At 65.3% G+C, this 24,008-nt stretch carries 15 protein-coding genes; 5 read left to right on the top strand and 10 right to left on the bottom strand.

Annotated elements, in window-relative coordinates; genetic code table 11:
- Positions 1 to 256: 256 nt before the first annotated feature.
- From H4W01_RS16515 to H4W01_RS16500, 4 genes are all read left to right on the top strand, one after another.
- Entirely contained in the window at positions 257 to 940 is a 684-nt protein-coding gene (locus H4W01_RS16515) for a SapC family protein (protein ID WP_209612501.1), read from the top strand.
- Positions 937 to 1,962 carry a cupin-like domain-containing protein gene (locus H4W01_RS16510; protein WP_209612499.1) on the top strand — a complete coding sequence of 342 codons (1,026 nt, stop codon included), beginning with the start codon at positions 937 to 939 and terminating at the stop codon, positions 1,960 to 1,962. The genes H4W01_RS16515 and H4W01_RS16510 overlap by 4 nt, the downstream gene beginning before the upstream one ends.
- A 111-nt stretch (positions 1,963 to 2,073) precedes the next feature.
- The gene (locus H4W01_RS16505) at positions 2,074 to 3,174 is read left to right on the top strand and encodes an alpha/beta hydrolase (RefSeq protein ID WP_209612497.1); all 1,101 of its coding nucleotides are present in this window, start codon (positions 2,074 to 2,076) and stop codon (positions 3,172 to 3,174) included.
- Positions 3,174 to 5,090, top strand: a complete 1,917-nt coding sequence (locus tag H4W01_RS16500) for an NPCBM/NEW2 domain-containing protein (protein WP_209612495.1) — start codon at positions 3,174 to 3,176, stop codon at positions 5,088 to 5,090. Before H4W01_RS16505 ends, H4W01_RS16500 begins: the two co-directional genes overlap by 1 nt.
- Positions 5,091 to 5,101: 11 nt before the next feature.
- Here H4W01_RS16500 and H4W01_RS16495 read toward each other — a convergent pair whose 3' ends face one another.
- From H4W01_RS16495 to H4W01_RS16480, 4 genes are all read right to left on the bottom strand, one after another.
- Complete coding sequence (locus H4W01_RS16495) at positions 5,102 to 5,854, bottom strand: FadR/GntR family transcriptional regulator (RefSeq protein WP_209613413.1); 753 nt, start codon at positions 5,852 to 5,854, stop codon at positions 5,102 to 5,104.
- 113 nt (positions 5,855 to 5,967) lie between these two features.
- Entirely contained in the window at positions 5,968 to 7,404 is a 1,437-nt protein-coding gene (locus H4W01_RS16490) for a family 43 glycosylhydrolase (RefSeq protein WP_209612492.1), read from the bottom strand.
- A gap of 42 nt (positions 7,405 to 7,446) precedes the next feature.
- Complete coding sequence (locus tag H4W01_RS16485) at positions 7,447 to 8,136, bottom strand: acetylxylan esterase (protein WP_209612489.1); 690 nt, start codon at positions 8,134 to 8,136, stop codon at positions 7,447 to 7,449.
- Positions 8,133 to 9,149 carry an alpha/beta hydrolase gene (locus H4W01_RS16480; protein WP_209612487.1) on the bottom strand — a complete coding sequence of 339 codons (1,017 nt, stop codon included), beginning with the start codon at positions 9,147 to 9,149 and terminating at the stop codon, positions 8,133 to 8,135. The genes H4W01_RS16485 and H4W01_RS16480 overlap by 4 nt, the downstream gene beginning before the upstream one ends.
- A 215-nt stretch (positions 9,150 to 9,364) precedes the next feature.
- On the opposite strand from H4W01_RS16480, the gene H4W01_RS16475 reads away from it, so the two are divergent.
- Entirely contained in the window at positions 9,365 to 11,839 is a 2,475-nt protein-coding gene (locus H4W01_RS16475; protein ID WP_334685316.1) for a glycoside hydrolase family 95 protein, read from the top strand.
- Here the strand turns inward: H4W01_RS16475 and H4W01_RS16470 are convergent.
- The 6 genes from H4W01_RS16470 to H4W01_RS16445 form a co-directional block, all read right to left on the bottom strand.
- Positions 11,820 to 14,306: a glycoside hydrolase family 31 protein gene (locus H4W01_RS16470; protein WP_209612485.1), complete on the bottom strand. Its 2,487-nt coding sequence runs from the start codon at positions 14,304 to 14,306 to the stop codon at positions 11,820 to 11,822. The genes H4W01_RS16475 and H4W01_RS16470 overlap by 20 nt on opposite strands.
- A 10-nt stretch (positions 14,307 to 14,316) precedes the next feature.
- A complete protein-coding gene (locus H4W01_RS16465; RefSeq protein ID WP_209612483.1) occupies positions 14,317 to 15,837 on the bottom strand; it encodes a tryptophan halogenase family protein in 1,521 nt (506 codons plus the stop codon).
- Entirely contained in the window at positions 15,834 to 17,459 is a 1,626-nt protein-coding gene (locus H4W01_RS16460; protein ID WP_209612481.1) for an alpha-glucosidase family protein, read from the bottom strand. The genes H4W01_RS16465 and H4W01_RS16460 overlap by 4 nt, the downstream gene beginning before the upstream one ends.
- 5 nt (positions 17,460 to 17,464) lie before the next feature.
- Positions 17,465 to 19,264, bottom strand: a complete 1,800-nt coding sequence (locus tag H4W01_RS16455; protein WP_209612478.1) for an alpha-amylase family glycosyl hydrolase — start codon at positions 19,262 to 19,264, stop codon at positions 17,465 to 17,467.
- On the bottom strand, positions 19,261 to 20,790 hold the full coding sequence (locus tag H4W01_RS16450) for a tryptophan halogenase family protein (RefSeq protein WP_209612476.1): 1,530 nt from the start codon (positions 20,788 to 20,790) through the stop codon (positions 19,261 to 19,263). The genes H4W01_RS16455 and H4W01_RS16450 overlap by 4 nt, the downstream gene beginning before the upstream one ends.
- An 83-nt stretch (positions 20,791 to 20,873) precedes the next feature.
- On the bottom strand, positions 20,874 to 23,810 hold the full coding sequence (locus H4W01_RS16445) for a TonB-dependent receptor (protein ID WP_209612474.1): 2,937 nt from the start codon (positions 23,808 to 23,810) through the stop codon (positions 20,874 to 20,876).
- Positions 23,811 to 24,008 lie beyond the last annotated feature (198 nt).

Below are 24,008 nucleotides of genomic sequence, written 5' to 3'. Positions count from 1 at the left end.
CCTCCCTCTTGAACTATCATTATTATTCAGTGGCTTGACCCAAAACTCTTGGCGTCGGGGAAGCCACTTGCACTGCTGCCGGTATTGTCCGACATATCGCGCTGGAGAGATTGTTATCGCTACCAGAGACGCTGCGCAATGGTATTTGTCGGTGTAATGCGAAAAAACAATCAACCCACTTGGCCAGATGCGGGTGCGCCGCTTATGCCTGTCGGACGACCGTGAGCAGCGGCGCGAGATGTTGGAGAGGACGTGGATGGCGACGCTTGAGGTCTTGAGTACCGATCATCATGCCGGGTTGCGGCTTGGTCCGCCGCTGTCCGCCGACCGTCATTTCGTGCAGATTGTCCTCGATGAATTCGAGTCGGTTGCGGCACGATTTCCGATCCTGTTTACCAAGCATCCGGAAACCGGGGCCTTTTATGCCGGCGCGCTGCTGGGCCTGAAGCCCGGTGAAAATATCGCCGCCGGTTCGGGCGATGGCGCCGCTGTTGACCGCCTGTTCGATCTGGTGCGGCAGGGCTTCTTTATCTCCGGCGATCATATTGCGATCGATCCGGCGCACACCCGATTTGTGCGCGCGGGCGGGCAACCGGTGTTCGACGACGGGGGAACGCCCGCCGTGGCGCTGCGACGCGTCCAGAGCGCGCTGAGCCAGTTGCACGCGGGGTTGCCGCAGACCGAGCAGTTCCTCAAGCGGCTGCTTGCGCGGAAACTGGTGGAGCCGATCGACCTGTCGTTCCGCTTCGACGATGGCGAACGACTCGCGTTGGAGGGGCTCTATACGATCAGTCGCGATGCCTTGGCCGAGCTCGATGACGCTGCGGTGATCGACCTGTTTCGACAGGGCGATCTGGCGCTGGCGCATGCCGTGCTTGGGTCGCAACACCACATTTCCCGGCTCGCGCACCTGCGCAACGATCGCCTTGTTGGCGGATGACAGCGCTCGATTCGCCGCGTCTGCGCACCCTTGACGGTGGCGCGTTGGACCGCGACCGGTTCCTGCGCGATATTGCGGAGCCCTGCGCGCCCGTCGTGCTGCGCGGTGTGTGTCGCCACTGGCCGGCCTATGCGGCGCAGGCGCAATCGCAGGCGGCGCTCGTCGCCTATCTGGCGCGCTTCGCGGTCGACCGCGCGGCCGAGATGTTCGTCGGCGACCCTGCGATCGGTGGACGATATGATTATGCTGATGGGTTGAGCGGGTTTACCTTTTCGCGGGAAAGCGTGCAGTTCGGCGAGGCGCTGCGACGGATCGCGGCGGCTGCCCAGTCTCCGTCAGAACCGTCAATCTATGTCGGTTCGCTGCCGACGGATGACTATCTTCCTGGTTTTTCTGCCGAAAATACCCTGACGATGTTGTCGCCAGATGTCGGGGCACGGATCTGGCTCGGCACCGCGTCGTCGGTCGCTTGCCATTATGATACGTTCGACAACCTTGCCTGCGTTGTGGCCGGGCGGCGGCGTTTTACGCTCTATCCCCCCGATGCGATTGCCGACCTGTATGTCGGGCCGATCGATCATACGCTGGCCGGGCAACCGGTCAGTCTGGCCGCCAGTGCGCCGCCGGGCGATGGGCGCTATCCGGCCTTCGCCAACGCCCGGGCGCGCGCCATCACCGTCGATCTGGCACCCGGCGATGCGCTGTATCTGCCGAAGCTGTGGTGGCATTCGGTTGAAGCGACCGCGCCTTTCAACGTGCTGGTGAATTACTGGTGGGATGGCTTTGCCAGCGGTCCGGATGCGCCGCATACCGCGATGCTGCTCGCGATGATCGCGATTGCCGAGCGCCCGGCACCCGAGCGCGCGGCATGGCGGGCGTTCTTTGACCATTATGTCTTTCGCCCCGATGGGCATCCGCTCGCGCATCTGCCGGAACAGCAGCATGGCATTCTGGGACCACTTCGCAGCGGCAATTATGGGCGGATCCGCGCGCTGGTGATGCGGCTGCTGCGCGGCGGGTGAGCGAGCGGCGGGAAAAGGCGCGGCAGGGAATTGACGCGCGCTTGCTTTAGACAGACAAGACGGCGCGTCGCGACGACGCGATATCGGCCCAATGGGGTGTGGGAGAGAGATATGCGATCGCATCGGCAGCTAAGCGCGGTGTGGCGTGCCGCGCGTATTATAGGCGCGGGCACGGCCGCCTTGATGTTGGGCGCGATGTCGGCAATCGGGCAAGTGCCAACGCACGTGCCGCCGCCGGTTGCCGGTGCTCCGGCCGTGACGATCGAGCGGATCAAGGTCCACGCCCCCACCATCGTCGGCAATCTCGAAGGCGATTCGGCGGACCGCGATGTCCTGGTGATGCTGCCGCCAAGCTATGCCGCCAACCCGAAGCGGCGTTACCCGGTGCTCTACGCGCTCCACGGCTATTCGATCGGTGCAGAGCAATGGACCCATGAAATCCATGTGCCGCAGACGATCGAGGGCGCGTTCGCCACGGGGGTGCCCGAGATGATCGTGGTGCTGCCCGATTCGAAAACGCTGCATAACGGATCGATGTATTCGAGTTCGGTCACCACCGGCGATTTCGAGACCTTCATCGCGCGCGACCTGATCCATTATGTCGACGCGCATTATCGCACGATCGCCGACCGGCGCAGCCGCGGGCTCGTCGGGCATTCGATGGGCGGTTACGGCACCGCGCGGATCGGGATGCGGCATCCCGACATGTTCGGCGCGATCTATATGATGAGCCCGTGCTGCCTGTCGCCGCGCGATCCCGGCCAGATCGACCCCAAGGCCGCCGCCGCGCTGGAGGCCATCCATAGCCGCGAGGAAGCCACCGCGCTGCCCTTTTTCGGGCGCGCGCAATTCGCCACCGCCGCCGCCTGGTCGCCCAACCCGCAAAACCCGCCCTTCTTCCTCGATTTGCCGACCAAGAATGGCGTCGTGCAGCCCGAGGTGCTGGCGAAATGGGCGGCGAACGCGCCGCTTGCCTTTGTCGACCAATATATCGGCAATTTGCGCCAGTATCGCGCGATTGCGATCGACGTCGGCGATCAGGACGGTCTAAAGGACGACGCCGCCAAACTCCACGCGACGCTGGACCGTTATGGCGTCGCCAACAGCTTCGAACTGTACCACGGGACGCATGTCAGCGACGTCGCGGTCCGCTTTCAGGACTATGTCATGCCCTTCTTCGGCAAGAACCTCGTGACCAAGGGGGCGCGCTGATGCCCAGCGTGCGCATGTTTTTGCAGGGCGGTGCGGCGCTGCTCGCAGCGACGGTTTCGAGCGTGCCCGCGATCGCGCAGTCTGACGATCTCGCGCCGAGCGCGCGGTGGAGCGCCTATAGCGCGGGTGCAGCGCAAGTGCCGCCCATGGGGTGGAGCAGCTGGAACGCCTTTTACGAAGATGTCAGCGAGGAAAAGGTGCTCGCCTCGGCCCAGATCATCGTCGATTCAGGGCTGGCGGCGAAGGGCTATCGCTATATCGACGTCGATGATGGCTGGTGGCTCCAGCGCCGCGCGCGCGACGGGCGGATGGTCATCCGCACCACGACCTTTCCCTCGGCCAAGGGAGCGGGGCCGGGCGGTGACACCAGCTTCCGCCCCTTTACCGACCGGCTCCATGCGATGGGGCTCAAGGCCGGCATCTATTCGGATATCGGGCGCAATACCTGCGGGCAGGCGTTCACCTCGACCATGGCCAATATGCCCGAGGGCACGCTCGCCGAGCGCGAGGTCGCGCTCTACGGCCATGTCGACCAGGATATCGCGCTCTATTTCAAGGAATGGGGCTTCGATCTGATCAAGGTCGACGGCTGCGGCATCCGCGCTTTCCCAGAGAGCGATCCGCGCGTGAAGGCGGGCCAGTATCGCGCGCTCGCACCGCTGGTCGATGTCGAATCGGTCGGGCGTAGCGACATTGCGGCGGTGCGCGGGCTGTATGAAGAGGTCGGGCGCGCGCTCAAGCGCTACAACCCCGATAATGACTTCCTCTATTCGATCTGCCTGTGGGGCGCGGCTGACGTCCGCGCCTGGGGCAAGGATGTCGGCAATATCTCGCGCACCAGCGAGGACATTTCGCCAAGCTGGTCGCGGATGCTGCACAATTTCGACAGCGTGTCGCGCCGCGCGCTCTACGCGCATCCGGGGTCGTGGAACGACCCCGACATGCTGTTCATCGGCACCGGCGATTTCGATGCGGCGCACAGGACCGAGGCGCGGACGCATTTTTCGCTCTGGGCGATGGCGAATGCGCCGCTGTTCATCGGCTATGACTTGCGCAAGGCCCCGCCAACGATGCTGGCAATCCTCGGCAATTCCGGGATCATCGCGCTCGACCAGGATCCCGCCGGCAACCAGGCGGTGCTGGCGTTCGATACCGACGATGTGCAGATCCTCGTCAAGACGTTGGCCAGCGGCGACAAGGCGGTGGCGATCTTCAACCGTACCGCGTCGCCCGCGCAGGCGGTGCTGACGGCCGACCATCTCAAATTCACCGCTAACACTGACGTCACCCTCGACGATCTGTGGGATGGGGGCACGACGCATTTCCGCGGCGAGACCAAGCTCGCGCTCGCGCCGCATCAGACGCTTGTGTTCACCGCGCACGGCACGCGGCAATTGCCCGGCGGCCTCTATCTGTCGGAACAGCCGGGCCGGGTGAATCCGGCGGTGGATGGCGTCATCGTCCCCGAGCATGAACCGCTGATCCACCGCGGCATCCTGCCGTGGCGCGGGACGCGCGGCGATGGCGACCACCCGCGTTATGGCGGCTGGGGCGGGGCGCAGGCGGATGGCACGCCTTATGGGGAGACACTGCAAGTGGCTGGGCGGCGCTTCACTACCGGGATCGGCGTGCTCGCCAATTCGCGGCTCGAAGTGCGCAATACGGGCTTTGCCCGCTTCTCGGCGCTGGTCGGGGTCGACGATTCGGCGCGTGACCGCAGCCAGCCGGTGCGCTTCGCGGTCTATGGCGATGGCAAGTTGCTCGGCCAGTCGGCACCGATGCGGTACGGCGACGCGGCCGCGCCGCTATCGGTCGATGTGCGCGGCGTCACGCTGATCGAGCTCGTCGCACGCACCGCGACGCCGATGCACTTCCCCGATCCGGTGAGCTGGTCCGAGGCAGCGCTGACACGCTGACCCCCGCGCGATCAGCTGGCCATCGCGCTTTGGGTATCTTCCAGCGCGAGTTCGACCAAACGGCGCATTGCCGCGCTGGCGGCGTCGGGGTCGCCTGCGGCAATCGCGTCGTAAACGAGGACGTGATCGGGGATCGGGTTGCGCGGCAGCGCGCGCAGGCGTTGCTTGAACTGCGTTGTCCAACTGACCGCTGCGCCGATCGAGGCGCTGAGCACCACCAACGCATCATTGCGGGTCGCGCGCAGGATCGTATCGTGAAACTGCCGGTCGGCGGCGCGGCCGAGATCGGTTGCGAGCGAATGCCGCCGCATCGCGGCCAGCGCCTCTTTCATGCGTTTGAGTTCGCTGCGGTCGCGCTTGACGGCGGCCATCCCGGCGGCGGCAGGCTCGATGATCAAGCGCAGTTCGAACAGGCTGCGCACCAGTTGCGGATCGGGTTCACCGGCAAAGGCCCAGCCGAGCACATCGGGGTCGAGCAAATTCCAGCGATCGCGCGGGAGCACGCGCGTTCCCGCTTTTGGTCGGCTTTCGACCAGTCCCTTGGCAATCAGCGCCTGGATGCCTTCGCGATAAGCGCTGCGCGATACGTCGAGCGATTCGGCAAAGACGGTCTCGCTGGAAAGCGTTTCGCCCGGGGCATATTTGCCTGACAGGATCGCCACGCCGAGTTTGTGGGCAATGGCCCCGCGCAGCCGCCGACCCTTGCCGCGCGCGGAACGCGTTGGCGGCTCGCTGTCGATTGCGGGTCCGGCCTCTTCAACCAGGGAAAGGGAATGTTCGATCGTCACAGCGCCGGACTCTAGCAGCAGCCAGTCGTGACGGAAACTGCGACTATCGTAGGACGGCTTTCCGCACAGACCGGCGGTGGCACGCTCCGCTATGGTCGCTTGAAGGTCCACCGGCCGACGACGCTGGCGGGGTCGAACGGGGCCAGCGCGGGGGTGCTGGCTCCTACGGCAATCAGCGCGCGCGACGCGCCTTGTCCCGTCACCTTCGGCGTTATCCGGTAGGTGCCGTCGGTGAGTTGATCGATCCGCCACAATTGCTCGGGTGCGCCGGTGAAGGTCGGCACGGTTGTGACCGTGTCCCCCGACACCGCGAGCGCGCGGCCGGTGCCCGCGATGACGATGCTATAATATGGCGCGCCGAAATAGCCGCCCGCCCCGGCGACGGGCGTGATCGTCCATTGCTGATGCGGCCGGATCATATAGTCGCCAAGGTCGACCTTGATCGGCCCGCTTGGCCAGCTCGCCTGATCTTCGCCAAGCGTCTGGTTCGCAATCGGGCTGACCGGCGTGTTCGGTGGGGCAAAGAAACTGCGGCGCGCATCGAAGGCGATGCGGGTGTCGTCGACGGCAAGCTCCAGTGCGCCGCCGCTGCGCTGCGATTCGATCTCATATGTTCCGGCCGCAAGATTTTCGCCGCCGACCGGCCAGCCATCCTTCCAGAGCAAGGGCTCGATCGCGAGCACGCTGCGCCCGCTGCGATCCATGTCGGCTTCATAGTGCATCGAGAACTTCTCGAGTCCATCGCCAAGGTCGATCAGGCCGAAATGGCCGGCCCCATAGCGCCGCCCGCGCGCCGCCACGACCAGCTTCCCGCCGCCTTTCAGCAGCGGTACGCCCATATGGTCGACGAACGGGCCGGTCGGTGAGCGGGAGCGCCCGACGCGAATGTTGTACGACGAATTCGGCCCGTCGCAGCACGTGCCATGCGTTCCCAGCAGATAGTAATAGCCGTCGCGGTACAGCAGCGCGGTCGCTTCCATGTCGATCGCGATATCGACCGGTTGGTTGCCCGCACGCCGGGCACCCGTTGCGGGATCGAGCTCGACCATGCGGATATAGCCGAAATAGGTGCCATAGCTCAGCCACAACCGGCCATCGGCGAGCAGGAAGGCGGGATCGATCGCGTCGGCATCTTCGATGCCGTTGCTTTCCGCTACGACGCCCACCTCATGATATCCGAACGCGGGCGAGCTCGGGTCAAGCGAATGGGTCCACATCACCTTGATCTGGCTGGCATGGCCGCCATTCATCCCGCCGCCGCCGACCGCATAGGCGACGTAATAGCGATCGCCGATGTGGATGATGTCGGGCGCGACCCCACCGCCGGGACGCACGCCACCGCTATGCCAGGTCCAGCCATCTTCGGACACGAGGCCACCGCGACCGGTTCCGAACGTATAATATTTCCCGTCCGACAGCGCGATCGTGGAGGGGTCATGGATAATGGGCTCGCCCCCCAATTGGGCAGCGGCGGCACCCGGCAGTGCGAGCAGGGCCGACAGGACGGCAATCGCAGCGTACTTCATGGTCTCTCCAACGGGATCGCGCGCGTTCAAGCGAAGTCGGGGCTATTTCAGGTCGATCGTGAGGTCGCGGACCGGTCGCCCGTCGGCATCGACAAAGCGGACGCAAAAGTCACTGAGCCCAGGGCCGTTGATGACCGCGCCGCGGATGATGTTGCGCCCTTTGTGCAGCGTGAGCGGTTGCGATACGCCATCGTCCATCACCATCCGGCGGTCGCCGTACAGGCCGACGGCTTCGGTGCCATTGACCCACCACATCGATGCCGCGTTCGAGCCGACCGCGAGCCGCACATTGTGCATGTCGCGTGGGCTGTCGACGACGGTTATCGCATGGAAGATCACACCATAAACCGGCTTGCCGAGACTCTGCGCGAAATTGAACAGCTTCACATCGAACAAGCGCGCATCGAGCGCGTGCCAGCGCAGCGGCTCCGGCGTCTTGATCAACGCACCATCGCGCGGCACGGCCTCGGTGCGGCCGGGGAAATCGCTCAGCGCCGCGCGCACATAGCTTTGCGTGAAACCGATGTTGCTGCGGTTTGGCTTGACGATCGGTTCCAGCAGCAGCCAGCGTTGCAGAAACCCGTCGGCGTCGGGAGCCAGCGGCGCACTCGTCGGCGCGGCAAAATAGGGCTCGAAACTGGGTGCAGGCGCGGGTGCCTGTTGTGCCAAGCCGGCGGTCAACGGCGCAACGACGCTCGTTGCCAATACGATCGCGATCTTGGTCGGTTTCATGGCTTTGGTGCTCCCGTGCCGCTTGCGCCTGCCGCGCCGCCGTCCTGCAGGCGTGTCAGCAAGCCGTTCATGTCGAGCCACCGGACGAAGGCGTCGAACCACTCGGTGCTCGTCGTGTTTGCTTTGCCAAGGCCGAAGCCGTGGCCGCCCTGGCCATACAAATGAAATTCGACGGGCCGCCCTGCCTGCTGCCAGGAATCGATCAGGCCGAGCCCTTTGCGCGCGAACAGCGGGTCGTCGGCGGCGAGCACCGCGAACAGGGGCGGGGCATCGGGGCGAACGCTGACCGCCTCCATCGAGCCGTAGATCGGCGCGAGGAACGCCGGGTGCAGCTCGGGGGCGGTGAGCGCGGTGGCCATCGTCGTCATTGCCCCTGCCGAAAAGCCCATCATCCCGATGCGGGCGGGATCGACCCGCCATTCGCGGGCGTGCGCACGGATCAGCGCGAAGGCGGCGCGCGCGTCGGCGATCGGCTCGGCCAGCCCGGCGGCGGCGTCCTCGGGGCGCAGCCGCGATGTGGGCCGGCCGGCACCTGCGAACATCGCCGCCACCGCCTGTTCGAAGTCGGGCATGGCGGCAGGGGTTGGCTTCAGGCGGTATTTCAGCACGAACGCGGCGATCCCGTGATCGGCGAGCGCGCGGGCGACGCGCCACCCCTCATTCTCCATCGACAGCATCAAGAAGCCGCCACCGGGTGCCACGATCACCGCCGCGCCGGTCGCCTTTGCCGGATCGGGGAGGAAGGGCGTCAGTGTTGCCGTGCTGACGTTGCGCGTCATCGCGACGCCATATTGGCGGAACCACGACTCCGGTGCGGTCGCGCCCGCGGCGTCGCCGGTATCGAGCCGGATCGCATTGGGTTCGGCCGGGGCGACAGTCGGCACCATCCGCGCGTCCTGCGCCATGGCGGGGGCGGCCAGCAGCAACGCCACTCCGCACAATGCGGCGCGACCCGCGCCATGCGATGCGAACCAAGCACGACGTCGATCAACGGATCGCCCCACTCCGGTCATCCGGTCTTCTCCCGATCGCCCGGCCTTAGGCTGGCCGGAGCTTCTTGTTTTCGCCGATTGTGCAGCGCGCGCGTTTATGGATCGTTCGGCATTGCTAGACGGCGGTTCGTTCGGCGGTCAATAGTCCGACAAAATATTTACCAGCGCCTTGCCAATGCGGGTATCGGCACCACACACACGGTTTGGAGCTTGGACGAAGCCGCATGAGGAGAGCGATGATGCCATCAAGCGATGCGTTCGCAGCCGTCAATCGACGCGAGACGCTGGCGGCGGGGCTCGCGATTGCGGCGTCACCGACGCTGCTGGCGGCGAAAGCGAGCGACGCGAGCAGCGACCTGAGGCTTTGGTATCGGCAGCCTGCGGGAGCCTGGACCGAGGCGCTCCCGGTCGGCAACGGACGGTTGGGCGCAATGGTGTTCGGTCGCGTCGCGCAGGAGCGGCTTCAGCTCAACGAGGACACGCTATGGGCGGGTGCGCCCTATGATCCGGACAATCCCGAAGCCCTTGCCGCGTTGCCGGAGGTTCGAGCGTTGCTCGCCGCCGGACGCTATAAGGACGCGACGGACCTTGCGTCAGCAAAGATGATGGGGAAACCGTCGGCGCAGATGCCGTATGGCACGCTCGGCGATCTGCTGCTGACCTTCGCCTCCGCGCACGTCCCGACCGTCTATCGGCGCGAGCTCGACCTCGCATCGGGCATCGCCACAACCGAGTTCGAAACCGCGGACGGCCGTTACCGGCGTGAGGTGTTTGCATCGGCCCCCGATCAGGTGATCGTGATGCGGCTGGAAGCGGAAGGTGGCACGCTCGACTTCGATCTCGCCTACCGCGCTCCGCGTGCGATCGGTACGCCGCGCGCGCAATTCTCCGAGGGGGCGACACCCCAGACCACGCGGCCGACCGAGTGGATGCAGCGCGAGGATGCGGAGCGGCCCGGACCGGACGTGACGATCGCTGCCGATGGCGCGCATGCCCTGCTGGTGACCGGATCGAACGAAGCCGCGCTCGGCGTGCCTGCAGGGTTGCGCTACGCGCTGCGCGTGCAGGCGGTGGGGGACGGCGCCATCATCGCGAACCAAAAGGGCATAACCGTGTCCGGCGCGCGCAGCGTGACCGTGCTGATCACCGCCGCGACCAGCTATCGCAGCTATAGCGATACCGGCGGCGATCCGGTTGGCGCGGTGCGTGCCGCTGGTCGGGCGGCCGAACGAAAGGGCTACCCCGCGTTGCGACGGTCGCATGTGGCGGATCATGCGGCGCTGTTCGGCGGGGTGAAGATCGATCTGGGCACCAGCCCGGCGGCGGCGTTGCCAACCGACGCGCGCATTGCGGCGGGCGCGACCGCGGTCGATCCCGCGCTGGCGGCGCTGTATTTGCAGTATGGCCGCTATCTGCTCATCGCCTCGTCGCGACCGGGCAGCCAGCCGTCGACGCTGCAGGGCATCTGGAATGAGGGGACGACCCCGCCTTGGGGCAGCAAATACACCATCAACATCAACACTGAGATGAATTATTGGGCAGCCGATCCGGGCGGGCTCGGCCTCTGTGTCGAGCCGCTGGTGCGGATGGTCGAGGATCTGTCCGTAACCGGCGCACGGACCGCGCGGACGATGTACGGCGCGCGGGGCTGGGTTGCGCATCACAATACCGATCTCTGGCGCGCGACCGCGCCAATCGATGGGCCGTTATGGGGCCTGTGGCCGTGCGGCGGCGCGTGGCTTTGCAACACCCTATTCACGCATTGGGATTTTGCCCGCGACCCGGCACTGTTGGCGCGGCTATACCCGCTGCTGAAGGGCGCCGCGCACTTCTTCGTCGACACGCTGATCGAGGATACCAAGGGACGCGGGCTGGTGACCTCGCCCTCGCTCTCGCCCGAAAACGAACATCCGTTCGGATCGTCGCTCTGCGTCGGCCCGGCGATGGACCGGCAAATCGTCCGCGACCTGTTCACCAATACGGTGGTCGCTGGCCGGACGCTGGGTCGGGACGGCGAATGGCTAGCCATGCTCGAACAGGTCGGTGCGCGCATTGCGCCCGATCGTATCGGCGCGGGGGGACAGTTGCAGGAGTGGCTCGAGGATTGGGATGCGCACGCCCCCGATCCACACCATCGGCACGTTTCGCACCTTTATGCGGTGTATCCGAGCGCTCAGATCAACGTCCGCGACACGCCTGCGCTGATCGAGGCGGCCAAGGTCAGCTTGCGCCAACGCGGCGATTTGTCGACCGGCTGGGCAACCGCATGGCGCATGTGCCTGTGGGCGCGCATGGGCGAGGGCGATCACGCTTACGCGGTGCTGAAGGGTTTGCTCGGCCCGCAGCGCACTTATCCCAATATGTTTGACGCGCATCCGCCCTTCCAGATTGACGGCAATTTCGGCGGGGCGACGGGTATTCTCGAAATGCTGGTGCAGTCCTGGGGCGGGGAACTGCATTTGCTGCCCGCTCTGCCAACGGCATGGCCCGACGGTTCGATCGCGGGTGTCCGGGCACGCGGTGGCGTCCGCGTCGATCTGACCTGGCGGCAGGGCCGTGTGACCGCGCTCACGCTTTCGGCACCGGCCGGATCGACGGTGAAGATCCGGCTCGGCGCCGAGCGCTTTGCGGTAACGATCCCGGCCTCTGGCAGCTATACGCGGCGCTGGGCCCAGCCCGGGACTTTTGCCTTCAGTTCTTCTCGATCGTGACTCGCGCCGCCTTGCCCGGTGCCGCGACGGTGAAGCGCAGCGTCTGGGCCGACACGTCGCTTTCCGCACTGAGCGACGCTCCGTTTTGCGTCACGCGGCCCGGGCCTTGCCAGCCGTGCAGCGTCACCGCAATCTGCTTCCACCACGGCGCAAGCGACCCTTCTTTGCCATCAAACGTAACGGTGACGCCTGTCGCAGTGGCGGCGCAGCGCACGGTCTGACGGAAGAACGCGCCGCGTTGATAGCCAAGCGTGGTGCCATCGTCTTCGTACAGCGTACCGCTGCACTCCCCGCCGGGATAAATGTCCAGCATCAGCGGCCCGGACGGGGTTTGCGCGGTGCTCTGCACGAGCGGCTGGCGCGGCAGGATTGTTCCGGCGCGGACGAACACGGGCAAGCGATCAAGCCGTGGCGTTTCGAGCACGCGCTCGCTTTTGGCGTGTTCGGTCGGCACGGCTTGGGTTGCCGACTGGATCGGACCGGTGGTGGCCGCTTCGGGCGTTCCCGCCCGCAGGCCGGTCCAATAATCATACCAGCCCCCGGCGGGGAGGCACACATCATAGGTTTGTGGCGATTCCGGGCTGGGCGGCGGCGCGATCAGCAGCGCCTTGCCGAGCGTGAAGGCCATCGACTGGTTGCAGCCCATGCTCGCGGCGCTGGGGTAATCGTAGAAGACCGGGCGCATGATCGGGTCGCCGAAGCGGCTGTTCTGGTCCGCCAGCGCATAGAAATACGGCATCAGGCGATAGCGTTCCTCGACGAAGCGGCGGCGGATCGCGAGGTGATCGGGGCCATCGACCCACGGCTCGACACGCGGCGTGCCGGTCGCGCTATGGTCGCGGAAGACCGGGGTGAACGCCCCGATCTCGAACCAGCGCGTCAGCAAATCGGGGCTCGGGCCGCCCGCAAAGCCGCTGACGTCGGCGGCGCTATAGGCAAAGCCCGACAGGCCAAGATTGATGATCTGCTGCACCGACAGCTTCAGGTGATCCCAGGTCGCGCTGTTGTCGCCGGTCCAGGTGACGGCATAGCGCTGCCCCCCGGCATAGCTGGCGCGCGTCATCACGAAGGGGCGCTCATTGGGGCGTAGCTTCAGCAGTCCGTCATAGGTCGCGCGCGTATTCTGCATGCCATAGACATTATGGATCTCGCGGTGGTCGCCGGTGCGGGGCGCGAAATCGTCACTGGCGATGCGGTGGACGGTGTCGAGCGGCATCGTCTTGGTCGGCGTGTTGAAGATCGCCGGTTCGTTCATATCGTTCCAGAAACCGGCGATGCCGTCCTCAAGGAACCCCTTGTACAATGTGCCCCACCACGTCCGCGACTTGGTTTGCGTGAAGTCGGGGAAGACCGACGCGCCGGGCCAGACCGGCGCGACATAATCGGTGCCATCGGGGTTTTTGACGAATTCGTCGCCGCGTTTGCCGCTCGTATACGGCGCATAGCCAGTCTCGACCTTGGCGATATGCAGATCGGTGATCGCGACCAGCTTGATTCCTTGCGCCTTCATGTCGGCGGTCAGTTTGGGCAGATCGGGGAAGGTTGTGGGGTTGGTGGTGAAGGGCCGGTTGCGGTCCTGATAGTCGATGTCCATCCAGATCACGTCGGTCGGCACGCGATCCGCGCGCAAATGGCGCGCGATCTCGCGGATCTCGTCGGCGGACATGTAGCTGTAGCGCGACTGCTGATAGCCAAGCGCCCATTTCGGGGCGAGCGGGGCATGACCGGTGAGATCGGCATAGCGCCGCGTGACCTCGGCCAGGCTGGGACCGGCGACGAAATAATAATCGATCGGCCCATCGGGGCCACCAAAGGTCAGCGTATCGGCATCGCGGTGGCCGAAATCGAACCAGGTGCGATAGGTATTGTCGAGCAGGATGCCGTAACTGCCGCCCGGCGCGCCGGTCGAGAGGAAGAACGGAATCGATTTGTAGATCGGGTCGTCGGCGCTGGTGAAACCGAACGCGTCGGTGTTCCAGTCGACAAATTCTTTGCCGCGCCGGTCGAGCCCGCCGGTCTTGTCGCCAAGGCCGTAGAAATGCTCGGTGATCGGCAGGCTTTTGCGCAGCGTAAAGCTCTTGCCGTCGATCGCGACGGGTGCGGCATCGGCGGATATGACCTTGCCGTCGCGCGTTTCGAAGGTGATTGCGCCGCCCGCACCGATGCGGACGCGCAGGCTGGCGGTGGTGAAGCCGTCTGCGGTTGCCGTTACCGTGGCGCGCGCCTTGCGCTGCTCGGGCAGCACCGCCCAACTGGCGTCTTCGGGATAGGCACCGTCGCGCGCGATGCGGACGCGCACCACGCCGTCGGCGAGCGCGATCAGGCGCATTTTGAGCGCACCCGCCGTCACCTCGACCCCATCGCGCTGCGCGGTTAGCACGGCGGCTTGCGGGGTGGCGGTCGCGGCGGTCGCGCTGAGCGGCAGTGCGGCGGTGGTCAGCAAGGCTGCAAGGATCAGGCGTTTCATCGCGTATCTCTCAATTTCGTTGACCGGGGAGGTGAGTCAGGTGCGGGCGGAAGTTCAGCGCGCAGCGATCGAGGAAATCGTCGATCTTGAGCATGTCGATCCGCTCGATCTCGGGCCCGGCCGGGACCAGCCGGGCGTCGTCGGGAAACGTGCCGTAACCGGCCATCAGGCAGTGCCAGCTGATCGCGCTGTAATAGCGGCCAATTCCCATTTGCTCGATCAGCGCCGCCATGTCGGCCCCGGTGAACCATGCCGACATCAGCGATTTGAGCGGATCCGACAGGTGTGACAGCGCGCGCGCCGCGGCCCAATAGCCGATCGGGTCGGTGGCGCGTTGGTTGAGCCGGTAATGCGCGACGATATAATCGCGCACGCCGTCATAGCGCGCGGCGATCGTGTCGTTGAATGGCGCGCTGGCGGCTGGGGTGAAGCCGTTTGCATCGACCGCGTCCAGAAATGCCTCGACCGTCGCCATCACGATGTGCAGCGCCGTTGCCTCAAGCGGTTCGATAAAGCCCTGGGCCAGGCCGATCGCCAGTGCATTGTGCGACCAGCTTTTGGCGACGCGACCAACGCGCATCGTCAGATGGCGCGCGCTGCCGACGTCGCCCACCCCAAGATGCGCGCGCAATTCCGCCTCGGCCTGATCGGGCGAAAGATGGCGGCTGGAATAGACATAGCCATTGCCGGTGCGCGTGGTCAGCGGGATGTCCCACACCCATCCGGCGCTGAGCGCGGTGGCGCGCGTCTGGCTGGGCAAGGGTGCCGCTTCGTCGCGCGGCGTGGGCAGGACGACCGCCCGATCGTTGAACAGCGTGTCGCCATAGGATTGAAACGGTACACCGAGCGTCTTTTCGAACAGGATGCTGCGAAAGCCGCTGGCATCGAGGAAGACGTCGCCCGGGATACGCTCGCCATCGTCGCACAGCAGCGCCGCGATATCGCCGCTCGCATCGCGCTCGGCATCGACGATGGTGCGCTGGAGCCGAACCACGCCCAGCTTGGTCGTCGCATGGTGCCCCAGGAACGCGCCAACCTTGTGGGCGTCGAAATGATAGCCGTAGCTCACTTCGAACGGGAAATTGGCGTCCGGTTGCGGCGCGCAGGCCGCCGCCGCGAGCCGGGCGGGGAGCAGGAACCGATCAGGATGCGCCACCACATCGCGCCCGGTCCGCCGCGCGCGCGTATTGTAGAAGAAATGCGGCGCGGTGTGGCTGTCAAGCGCGGTCGGGAAGGGGTGGAAATAGGCGGTATAACCGGCCCGGTCGGACCAGCCGTGAAAGCCAATGCCGAGCTTGTAGGTGGCGTCGCAGGCCGACATCCATTCGGCCTCGGCAATGCCGAGCCGGTCGAAGAAGTGCTTCAATTGCGGGGTCGAGCCTTCGCCGACGCCAACGATGCCGATCTCGGGGCTTTCGACCAGCGTCACCTGCGCGTGCGGCCACCGCTGCGCGATCAGACAGGCGGCCATCCACCCGGCGGTGCCGCCGCCGAGGATGACGATCGCCTTGCCTGCGGCCGCCCGCGTCACGCTCGCAGCACCAGCCCCGAAAAGGGCGGGAGCGCAGCGGCGCTGGCGGCGTTCGCACTGAGCAGCACCGCGCCCGTTTGGGCAAGGTCGGATGGCCAGCCGCGCGTCGTATCGCCGAGGTTGAACACGCACAGCAAGCGTTCGCCCGCATCGCGGCGCTCGAAGGCGAGCACCGCGTCATCGCTGTGCAGGATGCGGATGTCGCCCTGGCGCAGCGCCGGATGGGCATTGCGCACCGCCAGCACCTGCCGGGTCCAGTGCAGCAGCGAGTCCGGATCGGCGTGCTGCTGGTCGGCGGCGAGCGCGCTATGGTCGCCCCCGAACGGCAGCCACGGCGTCTCGCTGCCAAAGCCAAGATCGGGCGCGGTGCCGATCCACGGCATTGGCGTGCGCGCGCCATCGCGCGACAGCGTCATCGGCCAATTGGCGATCGCCTCGGGATCGAGCAGCGCGTCGAACGGAATGTCGACCTGAGTCAGCCCCAATTCCTCGCCCTGATACAGGAAGATGTTGCCACGCAGGCACGCCAGCAACAGCATCTTCATCCGCGCAAAGGCAGGCGCGTGCTCGGGCGTCGTCCAGCGCGACAAGGCGCGCGGGGCGTCGTGATTTTCGAAGGCCCAACTCGGCCAGCCGATGCCCGGCGCATCGGGCCAGCGTGCCACCGCATCGGCGACGAGCGCGGGGGTGAGACGCTCGGCATAGAGAAAGTCAAAGCCATACGCGCTGTCGAGCCGCGTGCCGCCTTTGGTGAACAGCTTCATTTCACGGTCGCTGTCTTCGCCGCCGACCTCGGCGACGGTGAACCCTGCGCCATATTCGTCGAGCAAGGCGCGGATCCGCTCGAGGAAGGGCGGGATATCGGCATGGCCCTGATTGTGCAGCTTGAGCTGGAAATCGAACGGCCGCGTGCGTGCGCGGTTGGTCGCGGGCGCGGGCGGGTTATCCGTCAGCGCGGGATCGTGCATCGCGAAATTGATCGCATCGAGGCGGAAGCCGTCCACCCCGCGATCGAGCCAGAAGCGCGCGGTATCGAGCAAGGCCTGCTGCACCGCCGGATTGTGCCCGTTGAGCTGCGGCTGTTCCTTCAGGAAATTGTGCATGTAATATTGCTGGCGCCGCGCGTCCCACGTCCAGGCGGGGCCGCCGAACACCGATTGCCAGTTGGACGGCGGGCTGCCGTCGGGCTTGGCATCGGCCCAGACATACCAGTCGGCCTTGTCGCCCGACCGGCTCGCGCGGCTTTGCTGAAACCACGGATGCTCGTTCGAGGTGTGCGAATAGACCTGGTCGATGATCACGCGCAGCCCCAGCGCATGTGCGCGCGCGATCAGCGCGTCGAAATCGGCCAGCGTGCCGAAGATCGGGTCGACATCGCGGTAATCGGCGACGTCATAGCCGAAATCCTTCATCGGCGAGGTGAAGAAGGGCGACAGCCACACCGCATCGACGCCGAGTGCCGCGACATGATCGAGATGCGCGGTGATGCCGTTCAAATCGCCAATGCCGTCGCCGTTCGAATCGGCGAAGCTGCGCGGATAGATTTGATAGATCGCGGCCCCCTTCCACCACGGCGTCGTGGGCGCGGGATCGGGTTTCGGCTGGGCGGTCGATGGGGTCATGAGGCTCATTCGCTGGGGAGGGCGGCGCAGATGGCATAGCCGAGCGGGGGCAGCATGATCGAGATGCTACCGGGCGCGGTGGCACGGGCGGGGCAGGCCCCGGCGAGCGTGGTGAAGCCGGCCGAGCGCACACCGATTTCGACATTGGCGCTGACCGGCTGGTTCGACGTGTTGAGCGCGACCAGGATTTCATGCCCGTCATCGGCACCGCGCGTGAAGGCGAGCAGGCCGGGCTTGTCCGATGCGGCGCGCACCACCGTGCGGCCGTGGCGCAACTGGACATGGTCGCGACGGATCTGCGCGAGTTTGGCGATCGTCTGGAAAATCGGGTTTTCGGTCCCGAAATGCGCGGTTGCGGTGGTGGTCGTCGTGCCGATCAGGCGGTTGTCATTGTAGCTGGCGACTTGGCTGCCAAACAGGTCCTCGCGCGCATCCTGGTCCCCGCCATGGCCGGTAAAGCCCTGTTCGTCGCCCGAATAGAGCGTCGGCACGCCGCGCGCCGACAGCAGCAGGACATGCGCGAGCGTGAGGCGCTGGAGCCGCTCTGCTTCGGTCGCATTGGGCCAGGCGAGATCGAGCATATGCCCGATCCGCCCCATGTCGTGATTGCCAAGGAAGGTCGGCAGGCGCTGCGCGGTGGCGTCACCGCCTTCGTAGAGGACGTCGCCGTCGATCAGCTTGGCGAAAAGGTCGGTGCCAGCCTTGCCCGACAGCATCGCGCGCGCTGCCGCCTGGAAGGAGAAATCGAGAATTTCGGGGAAGCCGTCGCGGCGGGTATATTGCGCGGTATAACCGGGATCGACGGTCTCCGAATAGACTTCGCCGAAGATCGGGAAGTTGGGGATGCCGCGTGCCGCCGCGCGCGACTGCATCGCCGGGACGAACGCCTGCCAGAATTCGGGATTGACGTGCCGTGCGGTGTCGACGCGGAATCCGTCAATGCCGAAGCGATCGATCCAGCTTCCATAGATGGCGATGAATCCGGCGACGACGCGCGGGTCCTCGGTCATCACATCGTCGAGCCCGGCGAAATCGCCATAGCGCGCGGATTCCCCCGCAAAGGTGGAGTCACCGCGATTGTGATAATAATGCGGGTCGTTGAGCCAGGCCGGGACTTTGACGGCCTTCTCTGCGGCGGGGACGAAGGGCGTATAGGCATAAGCCGGGTCGGTCAGCCGCGCGAAATTCTCGGGCGTTTGCACGGCATCGCCCGCAAAACCCGGATTGATCGGCGCGCCGTTCACGCCGCCGCGCCGCTGATACGGGTAGTCGGCCTTGCTGCGATAGGCGCAGGGTTTGCCGACGCATTCGCGATACTGGATCACGTCCGCCGTGTGATTGGCGATGATGTCCATATAGACCTTGATTCCGCGCGCGTGCGCCGCAGCAACGAACGCGGAAAAGTCGGCATCGGTGCCGAAATGCGGGTCGACTGTAGTAAAGTCGGTGATCCAATAGCCGTGATAGCCCGCACTTTCCTGCCCCGGCGCACCCTGGACCGGTTTGTTCTTGAAGATCGGCCCAACCCAGATCGCGGTAACGCCAAGCGCCTCGATATAATCGAGCCGCCGCGTCAGCCCCTTCAGATCGCCGCCATGATAGAAGCCCTTGGCGGTCGGATCATAGCCGGTGGCCAGCCGGTCGCCAGTCAAGCCGCCGGTGTCGTTGGTCGGATCGGCATTGTCGAAGCGATCGGGCAGCACGAAATAGATGATCTCGTCTTCAGGCGCACGCGCACGCACCTGCTCGATCGGCACCGTGGCCGGACCAGCCAGCGCGAGGAGCAGCGCGGCGGCGATGCTCATGCCGTCACCGGCTGCGGCGCGGCGCAGTGGCGCGCGATGAAATCGGCATGGCTCGGCATCTGGGCGACCTCGCGCGCATTGAGTTTGGCGATCGTGTCCATGAACTCGGCGAGATCGCTCGCCGGGATCGCATCGGCGAGCGGGTGATGGCCCGTCGGCAGCACGCCTTGTCCGGCGAACACCTGCAACCAGCCGACCTCGGTGAACAGTTCCTCATGCTCGCGCGTGATGTGGCCGTTGCCGCGCCACAGGTCGATCTTGGCCGACAGCGTTTCGGGTAACTCCATGTCGCGGCACCTCTGCCAGAACGGCTCGCTGCGCGCGTTGGCGGCGTAGTGCAGGATGATGAAGTCGCGAATGCGCTCATATTCGAAGTCGCTCTGGCGATTGAACTCGACGCGGTCGGCCTCGGCGATGGTGCGGCCGGGCAGGAGTTTCATCAGTCGCGCAATCGCCGACTGGATCAAATGGATGCTGGTCGATTCGAGCGGTTCGAGGAAGCCCCCGGCGAGGCCGATCGCGACGACATTGCGGTTCCACAGCTTGCGGCGCTTGCCGGTGCGGAAGTGGATCGGCCGCGGGTCGGCGAGCGCCTCGCCGTCGAGCCCCGCGAGCAGCGTCGCGGTCGCTTCGTCGTCGCTCAGATGCGCCGAGGCATAGACGATGCCGTTGCCGGTGCGATGCTGCAGCGGGATCCGCCACTGCCAGCCGGCCGCCTTGGCGGTGGAGCGGGTATAGGGGGTAAAGGCAGCACTGCGCGCCGACGGCACCGCCAGCGCGCGGTCGGCGGGAAGCCAGTGCGTCCAGTCGTCATAACCGGTGTGGAGCGTCTGTTCGATCAGCAGGCCTCGGAAACCGGTGCAATCGATGTACAGGTCCGCGCTGACGGTGGTGCCGTCTTCGAGCACCAGCCCCGATACGTCGCCCGTATCATCTTGCGTGACGCGGACGATCTTGCCCTCGATGCGGGTGATGCCGCGCGTCTCGCTATAGCGGCGCAAGTGGCGCGCATAGAGGCCCGCGTCAAAGTGAAAGGCATAGGGCATGTCCGGCAGCACGCGCGCGGTGCGCGCCGCCCCGCGCTGCATCCGCTCGGCCAGCGCCGCCTGGTTGTTCAGCGAATAGGCCGCGAGATCGCCCGCCAGCCCGAGTTTTCGCGCGCGCAGCCAATAATGATGGAATGGCAGCAGCCCGACATCGCGGCCGATGTCGCCAAACGCGTGCATATAGCGCTGGCCGGGGGCACCCCAGTCGACAAATTCGATGCCGAGCTTGTACGTCCCCTGCGTCGCGCGCAGGAACGCGTCTTCGTCCAGCCCCAGCGCGTCGTTGAACAGCCGGATTTGCGGGATCGTCGCCTCGCCCACGCCGACCGTGCCAATCTCTTCGGATTCGATCAGGTCGATTTCGAAGCCGACTTCCAGAAAGCGCGCGAATGTGGCCGCCGTCATCCAACCAGCGGTGCCGCCGCCGGCAATGACGATCCGGATCGGTCTGGAGCCATTCGGCTCCGCAGGATTGGCCATGGTCCGCGTCCCCGCTTATTCAATTTCAGGTACCGGAAGGGCGAGCGATGGGTGCCCCCACCGCTCGCCGATGGCATCGTCGTTCAGAACTTGTACGTGACGCCCAGATAATAATCACGTCCGTAGCGCTGGTAATCGATCACCTGGCGCGGGTCGTCATTCTGATAGGTCACGAACGGCCGGTCGGTGAGGTTCTTCGCCTGGGCGAGGATCGCGAAGCCCTTCAGGAAGCCCTCCTGGAACTCATAGCCGATCTGCGCATCCAAAATCCCTTCCGATCGCGCGGTGCGATAGGTCGGGTTGGCCGAAAGGCCGGCCACCTCGGCCAGGAACGACGAGCGGTAGCGATAGTTCACGCGCGCCTGGAAGCCGTTCTTCTCGTAATAGACCGTCCCGCTGCCGGTCCATTTGGACAGGCCGGGCAAGGTGATCGGCTGGGTCGGGTTGCTTGCGAACTTGATTTCGGATTCGGTGTAATTGCCCGAGACGAACACCCCGAAACCATCCAGCGCCTTGGTCAGCGACTTGAACGGTACCGACACCGTCGCCTCGAGCCCCAGCACCGTGCCGCGACCAGTGTTGGCGGGGGCGCTGACATTGCCGATGGTCAACTTGTTGGCGGTGACGATCGCTTGCTGGGCCGGCGTCAACGCGCCGAGCAGCGAGGAGAAGTCATAGGCATAGCTGTTGTTGGGATCGACGAAGTCGGTGAGATGCTTGAAATAGCCCGACAGCGCGACATAGCCGCCGCCGTGGAAATACTTTTCCAGCGACACGTCGATATTGGTCGACTGATAGGGCTTCAGCGCGACATTGCCGCCGGACGAAGTGAACACCGGATTGAGCCCGGCATTGGTATTGTTGGTCTGGATGTTGGCGACGTTGATGGCGACATCCTGCGTGACGCGCTCCTGATCGAGGCGCGGGCGCACCATCGTCTGCGAGGCACCCAGCTTGACATAGCCAAGCGGGATCAGTTCGACCGCCATCGTCGCCGAGGGCAGCACGTTGGTGTAGCTGATCTTCTGCGACGCCGGTGCGATCGTCACCACGCCGTTGACGACGCTGGCAATCTGCCCGTCGGAGCGCTGCTCGCTATGCACGACTTGCGTGCCGATCGAGCCCTTGAGCGCCTTGCCCCCCACATCGCCGTCAATGGTGATCTTGGCATAGCCGGTATAGACGTTTTCGGTCACGACATTGTCGCGCACCAGCGACGACGGGCGGTTGTCGTAGAAGGTGTTGAAGCTGTTATTGTAGAGATACAGTGGATCGAGGGCGAGCACCGCCGGCACACCGAGATAGTCGAGCGGGATCTTGCCGAGGATCGCCTGGCTCGGAATCGGGGCCGAGGTTGGCGTGCCGCTGGCCACGGTGCAATTCGTGCCCGCACCCTTGGGGCAGAGGAAGTAGGACTGGTAGGCGCTGGTTTTCTCGCGGCGGCTATAATTGGCACCCGCCTCCCAGCTTTTGATGATGCTGTTATCGAACTCGCCGTTGAGGCTGGCGCGCAGCGACTTCAGGTCGTCCTTGAAGCTTGGGCGGTTGAGGAAGCCGGACTGCACCACGGCCTGCGTGCCGTTATAGCCCCAGCCCTGCGGATCGGTCAGCTTGAACACGCTGGTGTCGGTATAATCGAGCGTCGGCACGATCTTGTAGATGCCGTTCGCCTGCTGCGTCACCTTGACGGTGTCGTTGGGACCGGTGCCGCCATAACCCACGCCGGTATAGGTCTCGAGCAGGAAGTCGGTGCGCGTGGCATGGCTCCAGCTCGCATCGACATTGAGGTGGATTTTCTCGGTCAGCTTCAGGTCGTTGTTCCAGCCGAACGAGAAATTCTCGGCCTTGCGCTGGTTATAGTCGTTGCGCTGGATCGCATGCACGCCAGAGAAGGTCGTGGTGGTTGCGAAACCATCGTTCACCGTCACGCCGCTTTGCGTGGGGCTGGAAAAGCCGAGCGGGAATTCGATGCCGCGCAGATGCTGCGTTTCCTCGAAATGCGAATAGAGCGCGTCAAAGGTCGAATGGAACACGTCCGATGGACGCCATTCGATCGTCGCCACGCCGCCATAGCGCTTGAGCTCGTTCGACTGGACATAGGGCTTGGCACCGCCGAGCACGAACGGGCTGGCTGCCGTGCCGCTGCCAGCATAGCCCCAGGCGTTGTAACGCTCGTCCTGCGACGGGGTCAGCGTGGCGGAAGCACCCAGCGCGATGCCGAGCGTGTCGCCCGCGAATTTGTCGACATAGGTCGCCGAGGCGCGATAGCCGTAGCGCGTGCCATCGGGGTTGAGCTTGTTGATCCCGTTCATTTCCCCGCGCGCGCTGACCGCGATGACGCGCTTGCCCTGATCGAGCGGGCGCAGCATGCGCAGGTCGACCGTGCCCGAAATGCCGGCGGCGACGAGCGAGGCGTCGGCGGATTTGTAGACGTTGACGGTCTTGAAGAATTCCGAGGGATATTGATCATATTCGACGCCGCGATTGTCGCCGACGGTGACCTGTTCGCGGCCGTTGAGCAGCGTGGTCGAGAAATCGGGGCCGAGGCCGCGGATCGACAAGCGCTGGTCGCGGCCTTCAAGCCGCTGCGCGGTCACGCCGGGCAAGCGTGCGAGCGAGTCCGCGATCGATACGTCGGGCAGCTTGCCGACGTCTTCGGCGGAGACCGAGTCGACGATCAACACCGACTGGCGCTTGATCTTCGCCGACGATTCAAGGCCAGCGCGGATGCCGGTGACGACGATGGAGTCATCGACCGCAGCGGGTGCATCGGCAGGCGTGGGCACCGCCGGGGCTCCGGGCTGCGGGGTCGGATCGGCCTGGCTGGTGGTCGCTTCGACCTGCGCTTTGGCGGTCGGGTTGGCGTTTGGCGTGGTGGCCTGCGCAAAGGCGACGCCCGGCATCACCAGTGCGGCGGCGAGCGCGGTTATGCTGGCGCATTCCGCGAGCCGCGCGGACAAGGACAGGTGGCGCGTCGGCGCAACCGCGCGATCGGCGCGGCCCGGCATGAATTTGGTCATTTGGTTTCCCCTCAAGCGGGACGAACCCGCACATCCTCACGAAATTCAGTTTCCTCGACGTCGTCATCCGCGTCGATTGGCTAAGAGCAGGCTATATTTCGGACGGGGTCATTGCAAAAGTGGCGGGCATACGTATTCACAGGGGCGGCGGGTCGGGGGTTCTGCTGTATTATTTAAACAATACACTGGTATGACTGG

Origin of the sequence: Sphingomonas sp. PL20, from assembly GCF_017875905.1 — a bacterium.
Classification (GTDB): domain Bacteria; phylum Pseudomonadota; class Alphaproteobacteria; order Sphingomonadales; family Sphingomonadaceae; genus Sphingomonas; species Sphingomonas echinoides.
Note: the sequence above shows the minus strand (reverse complement) of the source record. Positions and strands in the feature narration are given on the sequence as shown.

Coding starts and splice junctions, on each gene's coding strand:
- H4W01_RS16515 (WP_209612501.1), top strand. CDS start 257: ATGGCGACGCTTGAGGTCTTGAGTACCGATCATCATGCCGGGTTGCGG.
- H4W01_RS16510 (WP_209612499.1), top strand. CDS start 937: ATGACAGCGCTCGATTCGCCGCGTCTGCGCACCCTTGACGGTGGCGCG.
- H4W01_RS16505 (WP_209612497.1), top strand. CDS start 2,074: ATGCGATCGCATCGGCAGCTAAGCGCGGTGTGGCGTGCCGCGCGTATT.
- H4W01_RS16500 (WP_209612495.1), top strand. CDS start 3,174: ATGCCCAGCGTGCGCATGTTTTTGCAGGGCGGTGCGGCGCTGCTCGCA.
- H4W01_RS16490 (WP_209612492.1), bottom strand. CDS start 7,404: ATGAAGTACGCTGCGATTGCCGTCCTGTCGGCCCTGCTCGCACTGCCG.
- H4W01_RS16485 (WP_209612489.1), bottom strand. CDS start 8,136: ATGAAACCGACCAAGATCGCGATCGTATTGGCAACGAGCGTCGTTGCG.
- H4W01_RS16480 (WP_209612487.1), bottom strand. CDS start 9,149: ATGACCGGAGTGGGGCGATCCGTTGATCGACGTCGTGCTTGGTTCGCA.
- H4W01_RS16475 (WP_334685316.1), top strand. CDS start 9,365: ATGATGCCATCAAGCGATGCGTTCGCAGCCGTCAATCGACGCGAGACG.
- H4W01_RS16470 (WP_209612485.1), bottom strand. CDS start 14,306: ATGAAACGCCTGATCCTTGCAGCCTTGCTGACCACCGCCGCACTGCCG.
- H4W01_RS16460 (WP_209612481.1), bottom strand. CDS start 17,459: ATGACCCCATCGACCGCCCAGCCGAAACCCGATCCCGCGCCCACGACG.
- H4W01_RS16455 (WP_209612478.1), bottom strand. CDS start 19,264: ATGAGCATCGCCGCCGCGCTGCTCCTCGCGCTGGCTGGTCCGGCCACG.
- H4W01_RS16450 (WP_209612476.1), bottom strand. CDS start 20,790: ATGGCCAATCCTGCGGAGCCGAATGGCTCCAGACCGATCCGGATCGTC.
- H4W01_RS16445 (WP_209612474.1), bottom strand. CDS start 23,810: ATGACCAAATTCATGCCGGGCCGCGCCGATCGCGCGGTTGCGCCGACG.